Genomic DNA, 13,239 nt, shown 5'->3' with positions numbered 1-13,239 from the left:
CCAATATGCGCATCTGGATCTGCAAACTATGGGCGTACTGTGGCATTCCAATTCCAATAAAACCGCAGAGCCATCAACGACAATGGCGGAACCTGTGCCCCAACCAGAAAAGGGCAAATCGGGGCGCTATGGCTGGGGTTTATTCTGGCTCCTGGTGTTAATCACACTGATCGTCTGCGGGTTTGCCATTGCCAACGAAGTGCGCACTTCAAAACTCCAGGCCCGGGAGTTCAGCCGTTTTGCTGCGTCCCTGAGCTACTCGATGCATGCAGGTCCCACAGACTCGATCCGCTATCCCGGAACAGGCCCTTTCGACCAGCGCCTGGGCTACAGCGCCCTGGGTGATTTCCTGCCGCGTCTGTTAAAGCGTGACTACATAATCGCTGAGCAAACCCGCTTCTCCCCTGAGCTCCTCAGCTACAGCGAGAAAGGATTTTTCGTGCCCTACGCCGAAAAAATCCAGGCCGGGCTGTCTATCACCGACTGTGCCGGCAGCCCCCTGTACCAGTACGATTACCCGCAGCATCTGTACTCCAGCTTTGCGAGTATTCCGCCACTGATGGTTCACAGCCTGCTGTTTATTGAAAACCGCGACCTGCTGGACCCAAAACTGCCAATGGCCAACCCTGCGGTCGACTGGCCGCGTTTCGCCATGGCGGCATACTCTCAAGTGGCCAAACTGTTGCACTTGCCCGGCCAGTCGGCAGGGGGCAGCACCCTGGCCACACAACTCGAAAAATACCGCCACTCTCCGGATGGTTTGACGTTGTCCGGTGGCGAAAAGCTGCGGCAAATGATTTCAGCCAGCGTGCGGGCTTACCAGGGTGGTCCGCAAACACTGGAAGCACGCCAGAAAGTGGTACGCGACTACCTCAACAGCGTGCCGCTTTCCGCGGTACCCGGCCACGGCGAAGTGCATGGCATGGCTGAGGGTCTGCGCGTGTGGTACGGCGCCGACTTCAATCAGGTCAATCAACAGTTGAGCAGCCCCGCTACTGACCCAAAAAGCCTGGCAGATAAAGGCCTGGCGCTGCGCGAGGTGCTGTCGCTGATGATTGCCCAGCGTCGCCCGTCACATTATTTGACCAAGGGCCGCGATGAACTGGCGCAACTGACCGACAGCCACATACGATTGCTTGCGCAGAGCAATGTGATCGATCCCGCACTGACAACCGCCGCCCTGGCCAGCCGCGTGACCTACCGCGACTGGCAACAGGCGCCGACGATTCAACCCGTCGAAACCAACAAGGGCATCAGCCTCGCCCGCAGTCGGCTATCGGTCCTGCTCAAGCGCCCGCTCTATGATCTCGATCGCCTTGACCTGTCAGCCACCAGCACCTTGCAGGGTGATTTGCAGCAGCAGGCCAGTGACTACCTGCGCAAACTGGCTGACCCCGTGTTTGCCGGCAAGCTGGGTCTGTTGGGCCCGAGCTTGCTGACGCCAACCAGTACCGCGCAAGTGCGTTACAGCTTCACTCTGTTTGAACTCACCCCCGATGGCGCGCGCGCGCGGGTGCAGACCGACAGCACCGACCAACCCTTTGATATCAATGAAGGCAGCAAGCTGGAACTGGGTTCAACCGCCAAACTGCGGGTCATGACCACCTACCTGCAAATCATTTCCGAGCTGCATGAGCGTTATGCCAGCCAGTCGAGCGCCGACCTGAAAAAAATCCAGATTACCGATCAAGACCCTCTGACTCGCTGGGCCCTGGCCTACATGATCCAGAACCCCGGCGCCAGCCTCGCCAAAATGCTCGATGCGGCTCTGGACCGGCAGTATTCAGCCAACCCCGGGGAAGGTTTCTTTACCGGGGGCGGCATGCATCACTTCCACAACTTCCGCAATCAGGACAACAACCGCAGCCCCTCCCTGCGGGACGCGATACGGGAATCGATCAACCTGCCGTTCGTGCGCCTTATGCGCGATGTGGTGCGCTACACCTCTTACCAGGCACCCAGCAACAATGCCGAATTGCTTCGCGATGACCAGAACCCGCGCCGGCAGGAATACCTGAGCCGCTTCGCCGACCGCGAAGGTACGACCTACATGCTCAAGTTCTGGAAAAAATACAAAGGCAAGGATTCCAAGGCGCGCCTGGAGACCTTTCTCGACAGCATGCACCCCACCGCCATTCGCATGTCCGCGGTGCACCGCTATCTGTTCCCCCATGCTGAGCAGGCCACGTTCAACAGGTTCGTACGTTCGCACCTCAGCAGCGACAAGATCACCGACGAACGTCTGGCCAGGCTTTACCAAAGCTATGGCCCCGGCACCTACGACCTGCCGGACCAGGGCTACATTGCCAAAGTCCATCCACTGGATCTGTGGCTGCTGGGCTATCTGCTGAACAATCCCCAGGCCACCTTCCAGCAAGCAATAGCCGCCAGTGAATTCGAGCGCCAGGAAGTCTACAGCTGGCTGTTTAAAAGCAAGCACAGAAGCGCCCGGGACAGCCGGATTCGCACCATGCTGGAAATCGAAGCCTTCCTTGATATTCACCAGCGCTGGCAACAGGTGGGCTACCCGTTCGACCATCTGGTACCGTCCCTCGCCACAGCGCTGGGCAGTTCCGGTGACCGTCCGGCAGCGCTCTCGGAGCTGATGGGGATCATCCTTAACGATGGCGTCCGTTTGCCGGTGTTGCGTATTGATACCCTGCATTTCGCCGCAGATACGCCGTACGAAACCCGCCTGGTGAACGATCCCGACAAAGGGGTCCGGGTGATGCCCAGCGAAGTTGCCAGCGCACTGCGCGATGCCCTGTCCCAAGTGGTGGATGCAGGTACGGCGCGACGCGTATCGGGCAGTTTCAAACTGGACAATGGCACCCCGCTGGCCATGGGCGGCAAAACCGGTACCGGTGACAACCGGATCGAAAGCATGGGGGCTGGCGGACGCATCCTCAGTTCCAAATCAATCAACCGCACCGCCACTTTCGTGTTTTACATCGGCGACCATCATTTCGGCACCTTGACCGCCTTCGTACCCGGGCGCTCGGCCGAAGCCTTCAAGTTCACCTCGGCATTGCCGGTGCAAGTGCTCAAGGGCATGGCGCCCATTCTCACGCCTTACCTGCAACCCGGCACCCACACCCTGTGCCAGATCCCGAAACCCGCACAAACCCTCTGACCCCCTCTTCTCCTGTAGGAGCGAGCTTGCTCGCGAGCTCTTCTGCAAGATCGCGCAAAGCTCGCGAGCAAGCTCGCTCCTGCAGTTCATCATCAATTCGTAGCCGGCTCGCCACCGGGGCGCGAGTGTTGAGAATCATTACCGTTCGTCTACTGCGCTTGCGCTCTTCTTAAGATATATCTTAAGTTGTATCTAACTTGCAGAGAGGACTAAGAGAAATGAGAGAACATCATCCCCATCACCGCGACCATGGCGCGGGCCCGGACAGTTTCGAAAAACGCTCAGGCCGCGAACGCGGTGGCCGCGGCCCACGGGTATTTGCACCTGGCGATTTGAAATTGCTGCTGCTGGCCCTGATTGCCGAGCAGCCTTGCCACGGCTACGACCTGATCCGCCAGATCGAAACCATGTTCGACGGCGCCTATAGCCCCAGCCCCGGTGTGATCTACCCGACCCTGACCTTCCTTGAAGAAAGCGAAATGATCCAGGGCGATGCTGAGGGCGGGAAAAAACGCTATTGCGTGACCGACCTGGGTCGCCAGTCCCTGACGGATCAGGCCATTGCCCTGGATGGCGTGCGTATGCGCATCGAGGTCAGCAAGCGCTCACTGCGCGGCCATGATCGTCCGGCAGAAATCCACGAAGCGGTGCACAACCTGCGCCACGCCCTGCAAATGCATCACGGTCGCTGGAGCCCGGCAGAAATTGTGCGGGTCCGCGATTTGCTCAACAACACTGCCAAAGCCATAGTCGACGGCCCTGTTACTGCACAGGAGGATGCTCAATGAATACCGCTGATACCCAGACCATTCACCGGGTCACCCACGAAATCAAACGTCGTAAACTTGAAGTGCTGCGGGTGGTCGACCTGACCCCGCGCATGCGCCGCATCACCCTGGGTGGCCCTGAGCTCACAGGCTTTATCAGCCTGGGCAGCGACGACCACGTCAAACTGTTTTTCCCGCAGACCGCCGAGGAACTGGCGACCCTGGAAAATCTGGAATTGAGTGCAGGCATGAAGAGCAAGACCATGCCACCGATGCGCGACTACACCCCGCGTCGCTATGACCTGGACACACTTGAGCTGGACATCGATTTTGTTTTGCACGGTGACGGCCCGGCGGCCACCTGGGCGGCTCAGGCCAGCCCGGGGCAATCGTTGTATATCGGGGGTCCGCGGGGCTCGATGGTAGTACCGGACATGTTCGACAGCTACTTGCTGATCGGCGACGAAACCGCGTTGCCAGCAATTGCCAGGCGCCTGGAAGAACTGCCCGCCAATCGTCGCGCCCTGGTGGTGGTCGAGGTGGAGAACGCCGCGGAAGAGCAGGCTTTGAACAGCGCAGCCTCAGTGGAAGTGATCTGGGTTCACCGCGACGGCTCAAACAACTTGCTGGAGATCGTCGAAGGACTGAGCGTTCCACAAGGCAAGCTCTATGCCTGGGTCGCTACCGAAACGGCGTTGTCGCGCAAAGTGCGCAGAGTGTTGCTGGATAGCCACGGGCTGGATGAAGAATTCGTCAAGGCTGCAGGTTACTGGCGGCTGGACAGCAGTTCAGAAGAATAGCCCTGCCTGACCTGCAGGAGCGAGCGCTTCCAGGCACAATCAGCTCGCTCCTACAACAACAGGGTTGTTCGGCCGCGCCAGCGATCCAGCCCCACGACAACCAGCGCCACCAGCACAAACCCCGCCAGAATCCCGCAGGCATTTACGAACACCTGTGCATAACCAAGGGTTTCAACGTCAACAAACGGATACGGGTACGTACCCAGCAAGTCGCCGCGCAACAGGATGTAGGCGAAATACAGCGCAGGGTACAAAACCCATAGCCCGATATGGCTCAGGCGCAGCGACCCTTTGGGTACGCAGAACCACCAGTACAACGTGAACAGCACCGGCATTATGTCGTGCAGCACTTCATTGGCCAGCCATTGCAGGCCCTGCGGTTGCCAGAGCTGGCGCAGCAGCAGGCTATACGCCACACCCACCACGATAATGCTCACGGCAATGCCGCTGCTGACCCAGGGCTGCAGGAAAAACCCCTTGCCTGTGGCATTTCGCGTGCCAGCGGCAAAGGTCAACACTGTCGCGGCCAGGGTGTTGCTGAGGATGGTGAAAAAACTGAAGTAGGCCACCAGCCCCCCCACCAGACTCGCTCCCGATGTCCAGCGCGCAAACAGCACCAGATCAAGCTGAATGGCCAGCCCGGTCCATCCCAGTATCGCCACCAGTCTGCATAGCATGCGCTGCCGGGCTTCGCTCAATCCCATCGCGGTTGCGTTCATGGGTCTGTCAAAGTTCGCGTTTGGTACGGGCGTATTTCACATACAGCTTTTCGACCTTTTCCCGCGCCCAGGGGGTTTTACGCAAGAAGGTCAGACTCGACTTGATGCTCGGGTCGCTCTTGAAGCAGCGAATATCAATGCGCTCGGCCAGCCCTTCCCACTCGTAATGCGCCACCAGCGCAGTGAGGATCTGTTCCAGCGTCACGCCGTGCAATGGGTTGTTGTTGGGTTCAGTCATGCCGAGCCTTTTAAGCAATAGAGGAAAGTCGCGCACCTTAGCCGAGCACCTGCTCAGGGGGAAGAGCATTCGCTATGCAGCCAGTCTAGCGGTGACCTGACGGCCAAATGAAAGTTCCGCTTGGCGACCATTAAAGCAATGTTATATTGTAACTATAACTTGCCACTCAAAGAGCGCTCAGCGCCCCCTGTCCTCCCCAGTCCCTTGCCAAGGAACCTGCAATGTCCGCCCCTGCTTTCCCACGTAACCTGCGACGCCTGCGCCTGACGCCGCTGGCCACCGCACTGCTCATCGCCTCCCCGGCCTATGCCCTCGAACTGCAACCCCAAGTGATTACCGGCAATCCTCTGGGTAGCAGCCAGCTGGCCTCGCCGACCACGGTGCTGGAGGGCGACGACCTGACCCTGCAACAGCAAGGCAGCCTGGGGGAAACCCTGAACAAACAGCCCGGCGTGTCTTCGTCCTACTTCGGCCCGGGCGCCAGCCGACCAATCATTCGCGGACTGGATGGCGACCGGATCCGCATCCTGCGCAATGGTGTCGGCGCGCTGGATGCCTCGTCGCTGTCATACGACCACGCGGTGCCACTGGACCCGGTCAATGTTGAGCGGATCGAAATCGTCCGTGGCCCGGCGGCTCTGCTCTATGGCGGCAATGCCATCGGCGGCGTGGTCAACACCTTCGACAACCGCATCCCGACTGAAGCCATCGACGGAATTCATGGCGCCGGTGAACTGCGTTATGGCGGCGCCGCAACCACCCGCAGCAGTGCAGGCAAACTGGAAGCTGGCGATGGCACTTTCGCCTTGCACCTGGATGCCAACGCCCGCGAGTTCAATGACCTGAAAATCCCGGGCGAGGCCCGCAGCCGGCACGCCCCGCAAAGTGACGACGATAGTAAAAGGGGCCGCCTGGGTAACAGTAACGGTCGTCAGGATGGCGGTGCCTTGGGCGGTTCCTACACCTGGGATGACGGTTACGCCGGGTTGTCCTACAGCACTTACGACGCCAATTACGGCTCGCCTGCAGAGCAGGACGTACGCATCCGCATGAAGCAGGACCATTACGCTTTCGCCTCGGAAATACGCAACCTGCAAGGGCCGTTCAGCTCCCTGAAACTGAATGCCGGGTACACCGATTACGAGCATCGCGAAATCGAAGGGGGTGAAGTGGGTACCACCTTCAAGAACAAGGGCTACGAAGCCCGGGTCGAAGCCCGTCACCTGCCGCTCGGGCCGTTGAACGGGGTGATCGGCGCGCAGGTCAATCGCAACGAATTCTCGGCGCTGGGCGAGGAAGCTTTCGTGCCGCAGACCGACACCAACAGCGGCGCGCTGTTTATTCTAGAAGAACTGCAGGCCACTGACAGGCTGAAACTCAGCCTCGGCGGGCGCCTGGAACATACCGTGGTGGACCCGGATGCCAAGGGTAACGAGCGTTTTTCTGCCGCTGACAGTTCCAAAAGCTTCACCGCCGCCAGCCTGTCGTCAGGCGCCGTGTTTACCCTCACCCCCATCTGGTCGCTGGCCGCCACCCTCGGCTACACCGAACGCGCACCGACCTTCTACGAGCTTTACGCCAACGGTGCCCACGTTGCCACCGGCACCTATGAGGTGGGCAACGCCAGTTTGTCCAAAGAAAAAGCCGTGTCCAGCGACCTGGCCCTGCGCTTTGACAACGGCACCCACAAAGGCAGCTTCGGCGTGTTTTACAGCCACTTCTCCAATTACATCGGCCTGCTGGGTACAGGTCGCACCCTGAACGACGAAGGTCAGCCCGATGCGGACGGCATACCGGAGTACACCTACTCCGGAGTACGGGCTCGTTTCACAGGTTTCGAAGCCAAGGATCATTGGACGCTTGGGGAAAGTGCCTACGGCAAGTTCGCACTTGAACTGTCGGGTGACTACACCCGCGCCACCAACCTCGACACCGGTGAAGCCTTGCCACGAATCGCCCCGCTGCGCCTGAGCAGTGGCCTGCTGTGGGAGCTGGATCGCTGGCAGGCACGGATCGATGTCGAACATGCCAGCAATCAGGGACGAGTTCCGGCCAATGAGTCCGGTACCGACGGCTACACCACCCTGGGCGCCAGTGCCGGCTATCACTTTGATGTGGGCAGCAGCCAATGGCTGGCGTTCGTCAAAGGCGACAACCTGACCAACCAGACAGTGCGTTATGCCAGCTCGATTTTGCGTGATATTGCCCCTGCTCCGGGGCGAGGGATAGAGGTCGGCCTGCGTACCACCTTCTAGCGCTCTCGCCTCTGTACCCAATCTTGTGGGAGCCGGCTTGCCGGCGATGGCTGTACTAGGGTCACCTGCATCGCTGGCAAGCCAGCTCCCACCATTCAAACATGAGGCAAAAAGCCCCTGGGCCGAACGGGCGCAGCGTACTGATACCGAAAATGATCCATGCCACTTAATGCCCAATCTCCTGTGGGAGCCGGCTTGCCGGCGATGGCTGTACTGCGCCTGTGCAGGGAAACAGCGTCGCCTGCATCGCTGGCAAGCCAGCTCCCACCATTCAAACATGAGGCAAAAAGCCCCTGGGCCGAGCGGGCGCAGCGCACTGATACCGAAAATGATCCATGCCACTCAATGCCCAATCTCCTGTGGGAGCCGGCTTGCCGGCGATGACTGCACTGCGCCTGTGCAGGGAAACAGCATCGCCTGCATCGCTGGCAAGCCAGCTCCCACCATTCAAACATGAAGCACAAAGCCCCTAGGCCGAGCGGGCGCAGCGCACTGATACCGAAAATGATCCATGCCACTTAGTGCCCAATCCTGTGGGAGCCGGCTTGCCGGCGATGGCTGCACTGCGCTTGTGCAGGGAAACAGCGTCGCCTGCATCGCTGGCAAGCCAGCTCCCACCATTCAAACATGGGGCAAAAAGCCCCTGGGCCGAGCGGGCGCAGCTCACTAATACCGAAAATGATCCATGCCACTTAGTGCCAATCCTGTGGGAGCCGGCTTGCCGGCGATGGCTGTACTGCGCTTATGCAGGGAAACAGGGTCGCCTGCATCGCTGGCAAGCCAGCTCCCACATTCAAACATGAAGCAAAAAGCCTCTGGGCCGAACGATTGCAGCGCACTGTTACTGAATCAGAAATGATCCATGTCACCAGTGCCCAAGCCAGCTCCCACCCTTAAATATCCATTTGCGCCCCGCCCGGGGCCTTATTATTTCGACGCTTCTCAATAAAAATCTGGTCCGCATATACCGCTATCCGCCTCAAACATGAGGCAAAAAGCCTCTGGGACGAACGGTCGCAGCACACTGTTACCGAATCAGAAATGATCCATGTCACTTAAAGTGCTGTTTCTAAACGTTTCGGGGCTTTATCATTTCCCCATCGAAGGCTGAATCGATTCACTCTGCCTTCAAATCTCCAAGTGCTAATCCTGCCTCCAAAGACAGCGCTACCCACTGCCATAGCCGTATTTATAAAGACCTACATCTCGACCATGTCTACATTTCAGATTTTGCGCAAACCCGGCGCACGACGCCCTATTGCCGGGCAAAAGGCCCTGAGCCTACTCGGTTCCCTGGCTGTTTTGGGCCTTGCCTCCAGCGTACAGGCGGCCCCGGCTTTCGACAGCGACTCCAAATGGATGCTCGGCGACTGGGGCGGCACGCGAAGCGAGCTTGAAAAACAGGGCTATGCGTTCTCCCTGGACTATGTCGGCGAAGTGGGTTCGAACCTGCATGGCGGCTATGACCATGACCGCACTGCGCGCTACAGCGATCAGTTCGGCCTGGGCACGCATCTGGACTTGCAGAAGATTCTGGGCTGGAACGACGCTGAATTTCAGCTGACCATTACCCAACGCAGCGGTAACAACATCAGTAATGACCGGATCAACGATCCGCGTGTGGGCGGTTTCACTTCGGCCCAGGAAGTCTGGGGCCGTGGCCAGACCACCCGCCTGACGCAGATGTGGTACCAGCAGAAATTTTTCGATCAGAAACTCGACATCAAGGTCGGTCGTTTCGGTCAAGGCGAAGACTTCAACACCTTCCCCTGCGACTTCCAGAACCTGGCTTTCTGCGGCTCCCAGGTCGGTAACTGGGCCGGCAGCATCTGGTACAACTGGCCGGTCAGCCAGTGGGCGCTGCGGGTCAAATACCACCTGACGCCCGAGTTGTATGCACAGGTCGGCGCCTATGAGCAGAACCCTTCGAACCTGGATCGCGGCAATGGCTTCAAGCTCAGCGGCAGCGGTACACAAGGCGCGGTGCTGCCGATCGAACTGGTGTGGACGCCAAAAATTAATGGCCTTCCAGGGGAATATCGGGCGGGTTACTACTACAGTAATGCCAAGGCAACAAATGTTTACAAAGATGTAAATGGCCAACCGGCCGCGTTAACCGGCCAAGCATATCGCAGCAGTTCAAGCAAAAACGGGATGTGGCTGGGCGTGCAACAACAGCTCACTTCCCGCGCCAGCGACCAGTCAAGGGGGTTGAGTGTTTTTGCCAATGCCACCGCTCACGACAAGAAAACCAACGCCGTGGACAACTATGTTCAGGCAGGTCTCATCTACAAAGGCGTGCTCGATGCGCGCCCCAAAGACGACATCGGTTTCGCCATGGCCCGGGTGCATGTCAACCCGGCCTACCGCAAAAATGCCCAGGCCACCAATCAGGCCCGCGCCCTCTACGATTTCGATAACCCGGACTACCTGCCGCCCCAGGATACCGAGTACAGCGCCGAGCTTTATTACGGCGTGCATGTCACCAATTGGCTGACCGTTCGACCGAACCTGCAGTACATCCGCCACCCCGGCGGCGTCAGCAAGGTAGATGACGCCCTGATCGGCGGTTTGAAAATTCAAAGCTCGTTCTGAGGAACGAGCTGCAAGTACCGTGTTTGAAACGAGCAACAAAGAACCTATTTCGATGAATCATCCCCGCCTCGAATCGTCCTTCAAAGGCAGCCTGCGCGGGAACACCTCTAACGTAACGGAGAACCACACTATGAGCACTGATGGTGCTTTCAGTCGAGGCCGCTTGCTACCAAGCCTACTCGGTATCTTGCTGCTGCTAATGGGCCTGGCCATGTTGGTCGGGGGTATCAAGCTGTTGACGCTCGGCGGGTCGAGTTATTACCTGCTGGCCGGTATCGGCTTTGGCTTGTCCGGCGCGCTGCTGATTGCCGGGCGCCGCGCGGCGCTGGGTCTGTACGCGCTGGTGCTGTTTGCAAGCACCGTCTGGGCGCTGATGGAAGTCGGTCTGGACTGGTGGCAGTTAGTGCCGCGTCTGGCGCTGTGGTTTGCCATCGGCATCGTGTTGCTGCTGCCATGGTTTCGTCGTCCACTGCTGCGCGGTCAGCCAGCTCCGGTTGCTACCGGCGCGCTGGGCGTTGCCGTAGTGCTTGCCGGTGCCGCTGCACTGGCCAGCCAGTTCACCAGCCCGGGTGAAATCAAAGGCCAGCTGGACCGTGATGCCGTACCTGGCATGACCAACACCGCTCCGGCCATGCCCGATGGTGACTGGCAGTCCTATGGGCGTACTGCCCATGGTGACCGCTACTCGCCGCTGAAAGAAATCACCCCGCAGAATGCCCACAAGCTGGTTCCAGCCTGGACATACCGCACCGGTGACATTCCTGGCGCTGGCGATCCCGGCGAAACCACTGCCGAAAACACTCCGCTGAAAGTCAACGGCATGCTGTACGTGTGTACCCCACACAGCCAGGTGATTGCCCTTGACCCGGATACCGGCAAGGAAATCTGGCGCTTCGATCCGAAGATCAGCACCATGAACGAGGCCAACTTCAAAGGTTGGGCGCACATGACTTGCCGTGGCGTGAGCTATCACGACGAAGCGGCCTACGCCAAAGCCGGCACTGAACAAAGCCCTGCCGAGCCTGCGGCCGCTACTGCGAGCAACTCGTGCCCGCGTCGTCTGTTCGTGCCGACTGCCGACACCCGTCTGATCGCCATCAATGCCGACACCGGTAAAATGTGTGAAGACTTCGGTGACCATGGCCAGGTTGACCTGCGCCACAACATCGGTGACTTCACTCCGGGTGGCTACTACTCCACCTCGCCACCTGCCGTGACCAAAGACCTGGTTGTGATTGGTGGTCACGTAACCGATAACCTGTCCACCAACGAGCCATCCGGCGTGATCCGCGCGTACGACGTACGTACCGGCAAACTGGTATGGAACTGGGACAGCGGCAACCCGGACGACACCACGCCGATTGCTGAAGGCAAAACCTACACTCGCAACTCGCCCAACATGTGGTCGATGTTCGCAGTGGACGAAAACCTCGGCATGCTTTACCTGCCGATGGGCAACCAGATGCCTGACCAATATGGCGGCGACCGTACCGAGGACTCCGAGAAGTACAGCGCAGGCGTGACTGCTCTGGACATCAATACCGGTAAAGTTCGCTGGACCCGTCAGTTCACTCACCATGACCTGTGGGACATGGACGTTGGTGGTCAACCGACCCTGATGGACATGAAAACAGCCGATGGCGTGAAACCGGCACTGCTGGCTTCGACCAAGCAAGGCAGCATCTACGTGCTGGACCGTCGCACTGGCGAAGACATCGTACCGATCCACGAAGTGCCGGCACCTGGCGATGCGGTCAAGGGTGACCACACCTCGCCAACCCAGCCTCGCTCGGACCTGAACCTGAGCCCGCCGGATCTGACCGAGCGCGACATGTGGGGCGTTACCCCGTTCGACCAGATGCTGTGCCGGATCAACTTCAAATCCCTGCGTTATGACGGCATGTACACCCCGCCATCGCTGCAAGGTTCCATCGTGTATCCAGGCAACTTCGGCGTGTTTGACTGGGGCGGCATCTCGGTCGATCCGGTTCGCCAGATCGCCTTCCTGAACCCGAGCTACATGGCGTTCACTTCCAAGCTGATCCCCCGTGAAGAAATTGCTGCACTGGGTCCGCGTGTCAGTGAAACCGAAGGCGTGCAACCTAACGAGGGCGCTCCGTACGGGGTCATCCTCGAGCCGCTGCTGTCGCCACTGGGCTTGCCTTGCCAGGCTCCGTCCTGGGGTTATGTGGCTGCAGTCGACCTGACCAACAACCAGCTGATCTGGAAACACAAAAACGGCACCGTGCGTGACAGCTCGCCAGTTCCACTGCCACTGCCAATGGGTGTTCCAAGCCTGGGCGGGACCTTCACCACTGCCGGTGGTGTAGCCTTCCTCAGCGGTACCCTTGACCAGTACTTGCGCGCTTACGATGTAAGCAACGGCAAGCTGCTGTGGGAAGGTCGCCTGCCTGCTGGCGGTCAAGCCACACCGATGACCTACACCGGCAAGGACGGCACCCAGTATGTGCTCGTTGTCGCTGGCGGCCACGGCTCGCTGGGCACCAAGCAAGGTGACTACGTGGTAGCGTTTAAACTGGCTGAGTAAGCTTACAGCCGGTTCCGGGAAAGGCGGCCATCGCGAGATGGCCGCCTTTTTTTGTGCCTGCGAATCCGCCTGGAACCATGGCAATCCCGGGGCCCGGGGCTGCCACCGGCCCATGCCCCTGATGATGAAAAACCCTTCACCTTGAAACCACTGGCAATACGCCCCATCTAAGACACATACCCAA

General features: G+C 59.3%; 8 protein-coding genes. 6 read left to right on the top strand and 2 right to left on the bottom strand.

Features of this window, described 5'->3' with window-relative positions; all coding sequences use genetic code 11:
* The first annotated feature begins 28 nt into the window (after positions 1 to 28).
* The 3 genes from WG29040_RS10415 to WG29040_RS10405 all read left to right on the top strand — a co-directional run bounded on the left by WG29040_RS10415 (position 29) and on the right by WG29040_RS10405 (position 4,700).
* The gene (locus tag WG29040_RS10415) at positions 29 to 3,133 is read left to right on the top strand and encodes a transglycosylase domain-containing protein (protein ID WP_165439590.1); all 3,105 of its coding nucleotides are present in this window, start codon (positions 29 to 31) and stop codon (positions 3,131 to 3,133) included.
* A gap of 218 nt (positions 3,134 to 3,351) precedes the next feature.
* Positions 3,352 to 3,921, top strand: a complete 570-nt coding sequence (locus tag WG29040_RS10410; protein WP_003443267.1) for a PadR family transcriptional regulator — start codon at positions 3,352 to 3,354, stop codon at positions 3,919 to 3,921.
* Positions 3,918 to 4,700: a siderophore-interacting protein gene (locus tag WG29040_RS10405; RefSeq protein WP_127196114.1), complete on the top strand. Its 783-nt coding sequence runs from the start codon at positions 3,918 to 3,920 to the stop codon at positions 4,698 to 4,700. Before WG29040_RS10410 ends, WG29040_RS10405 begins: the two co-directional genes overlap by 4 nt.
* A gap of 50 nt (positions 4,701 to 4,750) precedes the next feature.
* On the opposite strand, the gene WG29040_RS10400 is transcribed toward WG29040_RS10405, so the two are convergent.
* Positions 4,751 to 5,404 (bottom strand): Pr6Pr family membrane protein, encoded by a 654-nt coding sequence (locus WG29040_RS10400; protein WP_127196203.1) that lies wholly within the window; start codon positions 5,402 to 5,404, stop codon positions 4,751 to 4,753.
* Between the two features lie 22 nt (positions 5,405 to 5,426).
* Entirely contained in the window at positions 5,427 to 5,657 is a 231-nt protein-coding gene (locus tag WG29040_RS10395; RefSeq protein ID WP_003443274.1) for a VF530 family DNA-binding protein, read from the bottom strand.
* Positions 5,658 to 5,878: 221 nt separating this feature from the next.
* Between WG29040_RS10395 and WG29040_RS10390 the strand changes: the two genes are divergently transcribed.
* The 3 genes from WG29040_RS10390 to WG29040_RS10375 all read left to right on the top strand — a co-directional run bounded on the left by WG29040_RS10390 (position 5,879) and on the right by WG29040_RS10375 (position 13,055).
* Positions 5,879 to 7,912 carry a TonB-dependent receptor gene (locus WG29040_RS10390; protein WP_127196113.1) on the top strand — a complete coding sequence of 678 codons (2,034 nt, stop codon included), beginning with the start codon at positions 5,879 to 5,881 and terminating at the stop codon, positions 7,910 to 7,912.
* 1,212 nt (positions 7,913 to 9,124) lie between these two features.
* Complete coding sequence (locus WG29040_RS10380) at positions 9,125 to 10,507, top strand: carbohydrate porin (protein WP_165878352.1); 1,383 nt, start codon at positions 9,125 to 9,127, stop codon at positions 10,505 to 10,507.
* Between the two features lie 130 nt (positions 10,508 to 10,637).
* On the top strand, positions 10,638 to 13,055 hold the full coding sequence (locus tag WG29040_RS10375; protein WP_010655644.1) for a glucose/quinate/shikimate family membrane-bound PQQ-dependent dehydrogenase: 2,418 nt from the start codon (positions 10,638 to 10,640) through the stop codon (positions 13,053 to 13,055).
* The last annotated feature ends 184 nt before the right edge of the window (positions 13,056 to 13,239 follow it).

Origin of the sequence: Pseudomonas sp. PAMC 29040, assembly GCF_003994535.1 — a bacterium.
GTDB classification, from domain to species: Bacteria; Pseudomonadota; Gammaproteobacteria; order Pseudomonadales; family Pseudomonadaceae; genus Aquipseudomonas; species Aquipseudomonas paraversuta.
Note: the sequence above shows the minus strand (reverse complement) of the source record. Positions and strands in the feature narration are given on the sequence as shown.

Coding starts and splice junctions, on each gene's coding strand:
- WG29040_RS10415 (WP_165439590.1), top strand. CDS start 29: ATGGGCGTACTGTGGCATTCCAATTCCAATAAAACCGCAGAGCCATCA.
- WG29040_RS10410 (WP_003443267.1), top strand. CDS start 3,352: ATGAGAGAACATCATCCCCATCACCGCGACCATGGCGCGGGCCCGGAC.
- WG29040_RS10405 (WP_127196114.1), top strand. CDS start 3,918: ATGAATACCGCTGATACCCAGACCATTCACCGGGTCACCCACGAAATC.
- WG29040_RS10400 (WP_127196203.1), bottom strand. CDS start 5,404: ATGGGATTGAGCGAAGCCCGGCAGCGCATGCTATGCAGACTGGTGGCG.
- WG29040_RS10395 (WP_003443274.1), bottom strand. CDS start 5,657: ATGACTGAACCCAACAACAACCCATTGCACGGCGTGACGCTGGAACAG.
- WG29040_RS10390 (WP_127196113.1), top strand. CDS start 5,879: ATGTCCGCCCCTGCTTTCCCACGTAACCTGCGACGCCTGCGCCTGACG.
- WG29040_RS10380 (WP_165878352.1), top strand. CDS start 9,125: ATGTCTACATTTCAGATTTTGCGCAAACCCGGCGCACGACGCCCTATT.
- WG29040_RS10375 (WP_010655644.1), top strand. CDS start 10,638: ATGAGCACTGATGGTGCTTTCAGTCGAGGCCGCTTGCTACCAAGCCTA.